At 47.4% G+C, this 8413-nt stretch carries 9 protein-coding genes and 2 pseudogenes; 10 read left to right on the top strand and 1 reads right to left on the bottom strand.

All coding sequences use genetic code 11. The features are described from left to right. A pseudogene (locus Q0C15_RS03675) lies at positions 1 to 624 on the bottom strand (serine hydroxymethyltransferase); the annotation flags it as partial. A 251-nt stretch (positions 625 to 875) separates the two neighbouring features. On the opposite strand from Q0C15_RS03675, the gene Q0C15_RS03670 reads away from it, so the two are divergent. The 10 genes and pseudogenes from Q0C15_RS03670 to Q0C15_RS03625 all read left to right on the top strand — a co-directional run. Beyond that, positions 876 to 1103, top strand: a complete 228-nt coding sequence (locus Q0C15_RS03670; RefSeq protein ID WP_010900427.1) for an ATPase — start codon at positions 876 to 878, stop codon at positions 1101 to 1103. A 5-nt stretch (positions 1104 to 1108) separates the two neighbouring features. Further along, on the top strand, positions 1109 to 1666 hold the full coding sequence (locus Q0C15_RS03665) for a V-type ATP synthase subunit E (protein ID WP_297216299.1): 558 nt from the start codon (positions 1109 to 1111) through the stop codon (positions 1664 to 1666). 1 nt (position 1667) lies between these two features. Next, positions 1668 to 2738 (top strand): V-type ATP synthase subunit C, encoded by a 1071-nt coding sequence (locus tag Q0C15_RS03660; protein ID WP_297216296.1) that lies wholly within the window; start codon positions 1668 to 1670, stop codon positions 2736 to 2738. Further along, positions 2738 to 3052 (top strand): V-type ATP synthase subunit F, encoded by a 315-nt coding sequence (locus tag Q0C15_RS03655; RefSeq protein WP_110642897.1) that lies wholly within the window; start codon positions 2738 to 2740, stop codon positions 3050 to 3052. The genes Q0C15_RS03660 and Q0C15_RS03655 overlap by 1 nt, the downstream gene beginning before the upstream one ends. A gap of 9 nt (positions 3053 to 3061) precedes the next feature. Continuing rightward, a complete protein-coding gene (locus Q0C15_RS03650) occupies positions 3062 to 5356 on the top strand; it encodes a V-type ATP synthase subunit A (protein ID WP_297216290.1) in 2295 nt (764 codons plus the stop codon). Beyond that, the gene (locus Q0C15_RS03645; RefSeq protein WP_297216286.1) at positions 5337 to 6719 is read left to right on the top strand and encodes a V-type ATP synthase subunit B; all 1383 of its coding nucleotides are present in this window, start codon (positions 5337 to 5339) and stop codon (positions 6717 to 6719) included. Before Q0C15_RS03650 ends, Q0C15_RS03645 begins: the two co-directional genes overlap by 20 nt. Before the next feature lie 2 nt (positions 6720 to 6721). Further along, positions 6722 to 7345 carry a V-type ATP synthase subunit D gene (locus tag Q0C15_RS03640; protein ID WP_297216283.1) on the top strand — a complete coding sequence of 208 codons (624 nt, stop codon included), beginning with the start codon at positions 6722 to 6724 and terminating at the stop codon, positions 7343 to 7345. Further along, complete coding sequence (locus tag Q0C15_RS03635; protein WP_297216280.1) at positions 7338 to 7508, top strand: hypothetical protein; 171 nt, start codon at positions 7338 to 7340, stop codon at positions 7506 to 7508. The genes Q0C15_RS03640 and Q0C15_RS03635 overlap by 8 nt, the downstream gene beginning before the upstream one ends. Positions 7509 to 7513: 5 nt before the next feature. Continuing rightward, complete coding sequence (locus Q0C15_RS03630; RefSeq protein WP_297216278.1) at positions 7514 to 7834, top strand: hypothetical protein; 321 nt, start codon at positions 7514 to 7516, stop codon at positions 7832 to 7834. Between the two features lies 1 nt (position 7835). Further along, positions 7836 to 8413, top strand: a pseudogene (locus Q0C15_RS03625) (V-type ATP synthase subunit I); the annotation flags it as partial.

Below are 8413 nucleotides of genomic sequence, written 5' to 3'. Positions count from 1 at the left end.
GAATTTACCGCCAGCTATAAGACCGAGAACATGCGCTCCGTCGTACCAAACCTTGCAGCCTGCTTCTCTGAATGCATCAGACATCTCCTTAAGGGGTACCGGGAACATGAATACAGACTGACCGAATAGACACACCTTTGGCTTCTCCTTAATTATCATCTTTGAGGCTTCGTCCGGATCTATGGTCATTGTATCCTTATCGTAGGGATAGTTTATTGTGCGCACGGAACGCATACCAAGGATTCCGAATTCGGCAGCGCTTATATGGCCGCCGCCAGATAGTGCAGGCGCAGCAACAAGATCGCCTGGGCCTGCAAGTGCGTATATGGCGGCTGAATTTGCATTGGTTCCTGATATTGGTCTCGGATCGGTCTGGCTCGTCCTGAAAAGCTTTGAAAGAAGTTCGTTTGTTCTGTCCTCTATGAGATCGACGTAGTAGTTTCCCTGATAGTACCTGTGATGTGGCAACCCCTCGGCGTACCTGGATTCGAGATCGCTGATCATGACTTCCTTCGCCAGCGGGCTCATTATATTTTCAGAGGCGATCAGAGCGATGCCGTCTCCGAACATGTCGCTGTGCTTCATCGCCATTTCTCTTATGTACTGGGCATCTTCATATGACATAATCACAGATCGCTGGGTGGTTAAATACACTTTTTATGAGTGATAAAGAATGTAAGCATTTGTCAGTGCAAATTAATAATCGTGTTATTTAAATAATTAGCATGAATGCGACATTTTATTTATATACTGAGACAACAGATCGGAAATAACAATTTTTTCTTGTATTTTCTATACAGATTAATGATTCCGACAACGAATATACAAATGGTTACTTTTATATATGCTCCGAAAATGACCGATTGGGTGTATTAATGGTAACTACAGTGGATGCTCTCTTAGCTATTGCGGCTTCGATCTCAATAGCCGGTGGCCTGATAGGTACTGGTATGGCTCAGCAGGGTATTGGGGCCGCAGGTATGGGTATAATCGCAGAAAAGCCTGAAAAATTCGGTCAGGTGCTGTTCTTCTTCGTCATACCTGAGACACTCTGGGTTATAGGTCTTGCCCTAGGTATCATACTGCTGCTACACATAATCTGATCTCCATGTCCCTTGAAGAAGTGCTGAATGATATAGAACGCGATAAGGAAGAGCGGAAGAAGCAGATAGCGGATGCTGCGTCTCAGGAAACCGCAAAGATAGAGCGGGAGAGGGAAGAGAAGATCCAGGCCCTGCAGATGGAATATGAGAACAGAATGAAGGAGGAAGGCGATAGATTATACAGCTCAATCATAGACAGGGCCAACGTCGAGGCAAGGAATACCATAAGGATGAGGGTTCAGGAGATACTGGATCAGTACGCTGCCAAGGCCGACGAATGGATAAAGAACCTTCCACAGTCTAAGGAATACGCGGACATACTGAAGAAGATGATCGATGTGTCCAGAAAATCCCTTGGGCCGGACTGCGTGATCAAGGCCAATAAAGCAGATCGCGATAAGATTCTAGACAAGAATGTTGATTTTGGAGACGTGGATCCGTTCGGCGGCATTCTTGCCACGACGAAGGATGGCAGGGTCGAACTCGATCTCAGATTATCAAAGATAGAGAATGATATCCTGGAACAGCTCAAGGTACGGCTATATTCCATGATAGAGGATTGAAATGGATTCCACCTACATAGGATCTTTTGGAAGGCTAAGGGTTTATCAGACAGAGTTCTTCAGCCGCCAGCAGATAGACCAGATGCTCTCCATGTCGGATCCGAAGGATGTGTCCGCTTTCCTCTATAATGGACCGTATAGAGAAGATTTCGACAGCCTTTCCGCCATCTTCAAAGATCCTGAATTGACCGAGATGGCTGTGAACAGGCACATGGTCAGGAACAACAGGATAGCCCTTTTCTCCGTGCCTCCACTTGCAAAGAATGCGATCACGGCCTACCTGAGCAAGTGGGATATAGAGAATATAAAGACCGTCATCTCCGCAAAATTCCTTGGCCATGGGATAAGGGATGCTGAGCCCTTCCTAATAAGCTTCCGTGATGTTCCTCTTGGCATAATGACCGGGACGCTCACGAATGAAGATTATAGGAATATGATAAATCTGTCAAACGTCGAGGCCATACTCAACTATCTGGCCAGATTCGGATATGGGACATACATGATGCAGTTCCTTGAAGATTACAGGAAGACTGGAGACATATCGCCCATGCTTTATTCTCTTGACAGGTACTACTACATGAACCTGATTTCTTCGCTGAAATATTACCGCGGCGATGAGGGGCCTGTGCTGAATTATGTGAGATCCGAGATAGACAGGCAGAACATAGTCACGATGCTCAAGGGTAAGGTCCTGAAGATATCCTTTGAGAGGATATCGTCCGGCATAATGGAGGGTGGAAATATCAGCACGGGGAAGCTTCGTGAGATATACTCCTCGCAGGACGTAATATCCGTTGTGGATTCTCTTAGGCCGTATTATGACCTTGAACCCCAGAAGAAGGAGTATCAGGAGTCCAACGATCTTTATCATTTCGATATTGCCCTGAGAAACATAATTGCCAGGCGCTACATGGACACCATGTCCATGCTTCCGCTGTCGCTTGACAGCATCTTCTATTTCATCCTGAAAAGCGAGTTTGAAAGGCACAACGTGAGAACCATATATCTCTCAAAGGTCAACGGCATGCCAAGGGAGATAGCGGAAAAACTGCTCATAACGGAGATGGTGTGATGGAGAGCTGCATAACTGTTCTGGGCGAAAGGGATATTGTCCTTGGCTTCAGGCTCCTTGGAATCCAGCACACGATAATAGCTGAGGGCAAGGACCTCCTCAAGAAATTTCTTGAGATCTTTGAAAACCCAACATGCAATATAATAATAGTTTCTGAAAATGTAAAGAATATGCTAGATAAGAGAACGCTCAGGAATGTTGAAATTTCATCAAAGCCTCTAGTCGTCTTCATACCTCTTCCCGGAGTGAAGGAAGAAGAGACCATAGAGGAGATGGCGAAGAGGATCCTCGGTATAGATATAGGAAATGTTTGAGGTGAATCCATGGGAAAGATAATCAGAATTTCGGGTCCAGTTGTCGTGGCCGAAGATGTAGAAGACGCAAAGATGTATGATGTCGTTAAGGTAGGCGACATGGGCCTGATAGGGGAGATAATCAAGATAGAGGGAAACAAATCCACAATTCAGGTTTATGATGATACAGCCGGGATAAGGCCTGATGAGAGGGTTGAAAATACGAAGAGACCGTTGTCCGTCGAACTTGGTCCTGGAATATTGAGATCCATCTACGACGGCATACAGAGGCCACTTGACGTGATAAAGAACACGTCCGGAGATTTCATAGCACGCGGCCTCAACCCGCCGGCGCTAGACAGAAAGAAGAAATGGGAGTTCATTCCCGCTGTGAAGAAGGGAGACAGCGTTTCTCCCGGACAGATACTCGGTACCGTTCAGGAGACGTCGCTTATAACCCACCGTATAATGGTGCCGGAGGGTATCTCGGGCAAGGTGACCATGATAGCCGACGGCGATCACACGGTCGAGGATACCATCGCAGCGGTTGCAGGAAACGGTAAGAATTATGAAATTCAGATGATGACGACCTGGCCGGTGAGGAAGGCAAGGAGGGTGCAGAGGAAGCTCCCTCCTGAACTGCCTCTTGTGACAGGACAGCGCGTCATAGATGCACTCTTCCCAGTCGCGAAGGGAGGTACGGCAGCAGTGCCAGGGCCATTCGGAAGCGGAAAATGCGTATCTGGAGATACACCCGTGCTGCTGAGGGATGGCGAAAAGAGCATAGAGGAGATCTTCAGAAGCGCTTTGAAAGATCCCGCTAACGAAGTTGAGGGGAACGGTGTTGAAGAGATCGTAAGGTTGAAGGAACCTTTGAAGATCTATTCACTGGTCGGAAGAGACATAGTGGAGAGCACATCATATGCTGTATACCACGGCAAGAGCAATGCGCTTGTCAGAATAGTCACAGCCGGAGGGCGCACGGTCAGCGTAACGCCTGTACATAAGCTGTTCGTAGAGTCCGGAGGTAGCATAGTGGAAAAACCTGCACAGGATGTGTCTGAGGGGGACAGGATAGCATGCGCTGACCTATCTGAGGACGGCAATTCTGATGTCCTGGTCGCTTCGATCAATCTGGTCTTCGACACTATCGTGGAAAGGGACGTCAGATACGGTGTTTTTGACGTCTATGACCTCACGGTTCCTGATTTCGGATATAACTTCGTGGGAGGAGATGGCTTCATAATTCTTCACAATACGGTGATACAGCATCAGCTCGCCAAATGGAGCGATGCCAACATAGTTGTTTACATAGGTTGCGGAGAGCGCGGAAATGAGATGACAGAGATACTCACAACATTTCCGGAGCTAAAGGATCCGAATACGGGGCAGCCCCTTATGGACAGGACTGTCCTGATAGCGAACACATCGAATATGCCCGTGGCGGCAAGGGAAGCCAGTATATACACAGGCATATCAATAGCTGAGTACTACAGGGACATGGGATATGATGTTGCCCTAATGGCCGACAGCACGTCAAGGTGGGCTGAGGCCCTGAGAGAGATCTCCGGCAGGCTAGAGGAGATGCCTGGTGAGGAGGGTTATCCGGCATATCTCGGCAGAAGGGTATCTGAATTCTATGAGAGGTCTGGAAGGGCTAGACTTATTTCGCCTGAGGAGAGGTACGGTTCTATCACGGTCATAGGTGCGGTATCTCCTCCGGGCGGTGATATATCTGAGCCGGTTTCGCAGAACACGCTCCGTGTGACCAGGGTTTTCTGGGCTCTTGATGCATCTCTGGCAAACAGGAGGCATTTCCCATCCATCAACTGGCTCAACAGTTATTCGCTTTATACGGAAGATCTTAAGGCCTGGTATGATAAGAATGTGGCCTCAGAATGGTCAGCGCTCAGGGAGAGGACGATGGAGATCCTGCAGCGCGAGAGCGAACTTCAGGAGGTTGCGCAGCTGGTAGGTTATGATGCAATGCCTGAAAAAGAGAAATCCATACTGGACGTTGCCAGGATAATAAGGGAAGATTTCCTTCAGCAGAGCGCATTCGATGAGATAGATGCATACTGCTCCCTAAAGAAGCAGTATCTGATGCTTAAGGCCATAATGGAGATCGATGAATATCAGAACAGGGCGCTTGATTCTGGCGCAACCATGGACAATCTGGCATCACTTGCCGTGAGGGAAAAGCTGTCCAGGATGAAGATAGTGCCGGAATCTCAGATCGAATCCTATTACAAAGATCTTGTTGACGAGATCCACAAGGAGTATGGAAACTTTATTGGTGAGAAAAATGCCGAAGCTAACATATAAGTCAGTTTCACAGATAAGCGGTCCTCTTCTGTTCGTTGAGAACGTCCCAAATGCAGCCTACAACGAGATGGTTGACATAGAGCTGGAGAACGGCGAAGTCAGGCAGGGGCAGGTACTTGATACAAGGAAGGGGCTGGCGATCGTGCAGATATTCGGCGCCACCACTGGCATAGGAACCGAAGGCACGAAGGTCAGATTCAGAGGAGAGGTTGCCAGGCTGCCCATATCTGAGGACATGCTTGGCAGGGTATTCAACGGCATAGGAGAACCCATAGACGGCGGCCCAGAGATAATAGCAAAGGAAAAGATGGAGATAACAAGCAACGCCATCAATCCGTATTCGAGGGAGGAGCCTTCAGAGTTCATAGAGACCGGAATCTCAGCCATAGACGGAATGAACACCCTCGTAAGGGGACAGAAGCTGCCAATATTCTCAGGATCAGGATTGCCGCACAATCAGCTCGCTGCGCAGATAGCCAGGCAGGCCAAGGTCCTGGACTCATCTGAAAATTTCGCCGTTGTCTTCGGAGCCATGGGCATAACGAGCGAGGAGGCAAACTACTTCACTAACCAGTTCAGGGAGACCGGTGCGCTTTCAAGATCAGTCATGTTCCTGAACCTTTCCTCCGATCCATCCATGGAGAGGATAATACTGCCAAGGATAGCGCTTACCACAGCAGAATATCTGGCCTTCCAGAAGGGAATGCATATACTGGTCATACTTACGGACATGACGAATTACTGCGAGGCGCTGAGGGAAATATCGGCCGCAAGGGAGGAGGTTCCCGGAAGAAGAGGTTATCCGGGATACATGTACACCGATCTCAGCACCATCTATGAAAGAGCCGGAAAACTAAAGGGAAACAACGGTTCAATAACACAGATACCCATCCTGACCATGCCAGGCGATGATATAACTCATCCTGTGCCGGATCTCACAGGATACATAACTGAGGGGCAGGTAGTGATATCTAGGGATCTGAACAGAAAGGATCTTTATCCTGGCATAGATGTTCTGCTCTCGCTCTCAAGGCTCATGAACCAGGGTATCGGCAAGGGCAGAACCAGGGAGGATCACAGAGGCCTGGCGGATCAGCTTTATGCCGCATATGCATCCGGAAAGGATCTGAGATCGCTAACCGCTATAGTGGGAGAGGAGGCTCTCAGCCAGAACGATAGGAAGTACCTGCATTTTGCAGATACCTTTGAAAACAGATATTTGAAGCAGGGTTTCTTCGAGGACCGTTCCATAGAGGACACACTGAATCTTGGATGGGAACTGCTCGCCGATCTTCCTGTGCAGGATATGAAGAGGGTTAAACCGGATCACATACAGAAATATGGAAGATGGAAGAAGGAGTGACCATGGACATAAGACCCACACGAATAGAACTGATTCGTACGAGAAGGAGGATAAGGCTTGCAAGGAAAGGGCTTGATCTGCTCAAGATGAAGAGATCTGCCCTGATATATGAATTCCTGCAGATAAGCAGGACCATAAGGGGCATGAAGGAAAACCTGAGAAAGGAGGTTGTTGATGCCCTCAACATGATAAAGATTGCCAGCGTACTCGAGGGTTCTCTCGCACTCGAAAGGATCGCCAACATGTCAAGCGATTCAAGGATCAACATGAACTCCAGGAATGTGATGGGCGTCAACATACCGACGCTGGATGTGTCATACAATCTCTCAATACTCTCAGACGTATACCGTACGATATCGGTTCCGGTGGCGATTGATGATTCAATAAGGAGATTCCAGAAACTATTCTTTGATCTCATCCTAATAGTTGAAAAGGAAAATTCCCTTCGAAATCTACTTGTGGAGATCGACAGGACAAAGAGGAGGAGCAATGCCATAGAGAATATACTGATACCAAGGCTTGAGTATCAGGCAAAGATGATAAAGATGATGCTGGACGAGAGGGAAAGGGATACGTTCACCACCCTCAAGACCATAAAGAGAAAGATAGAGGCGCAGAATGAGTAAGAACCCCTGGTATGATATCGGAATTAAGAAGTACACGAAAAATATCGATATCAGCAGAGCCAAGGATCCAAAAGTTATCAAAAAGTTCATGATCATAAGGAACCTGATAATGCTGTTGAACGTGCTTGTTGCTGCATTCATACTTGCGCTTGTATGGAGCTGATGTGTATGGACGATGTTGAGACAATAAGGATCATCAAGGAAAAGGAAACGAGTGCGGATGAAGAGATTAACGAATTCAAGATGGAGCAGGAGAAGATCATCAAGGAAGCCAGGGAGAAGGAAACCATCGATCTCGAAAAGACAGAGGAAGAACTGAAGGCAAAATATCAGGAATATCTTGAGTCAAAGAGGAGAGAGGCTGAACAGAAGGCTTCAGCAATAATCGAAGGCGCTAAAGCCAAGGCTTCACAGATCAGGCTTAACATTCAGGATAAGGATCTGGAGAAGATGCTGCTCGACATCATCACGGAGTATTTAGAGGAATAGTATGTTGAGACCTGTTAGGATGCAGAAGATCAGGATAATAGCTCCCTATTCGTACAGAGACAGGGTAATATCCGCGCTGCACGACATGGGAGTAATGCAGATAGAGGAGATTAAAGAGGATATAGAAAAAATGCTGTCTCCTGGCAGAACTTCAGAACAGGCCAAGACAGTCATGGATTATCTCCAGCGTTTCCGTGGATATGAGAACATACTTCCAAAGAAGAATGTATCCGGTAGGGCCAAGTTTTCCTCACTTTCCGATATACTCAATGAGGCCTCGAAGATCGATATAGATTATGATCTCAAGGTTGCGGTAACGAAGGAGAATGATATAGCAGCATCGATGAAGGACATAGAGAGCAGGCTTGCGGCACTTGAATATATGAAGGGTTACGATTTCGATGTATCCATATTCAACGGAAGGCATTTCGAATCGTACATAATTCCAGACAAGAACGTAGATCCAGAAACGTTCAAAGACATTGATGCCAAGGTAATACCCATAAGGAATGCCTACATCGTGACTGTTCCCGAGGACAGAACACAGGATCTCAGCAGAGTGGCGAACTCGCTTGGACT

The organism is Thermoplasma sp. (assembly GCF_023256435.1).
Taxonomy (GTDB): Archaea; Thermoplasmatota; Thermoplasmata; order Thermoplasmatales; family Thermoplasmataceae; genus Thermoplasma.
Note: the sequence above shows the minus strand (reverse complement) of the source record. Positions and strands in the feature narration are given on the sequence as shown.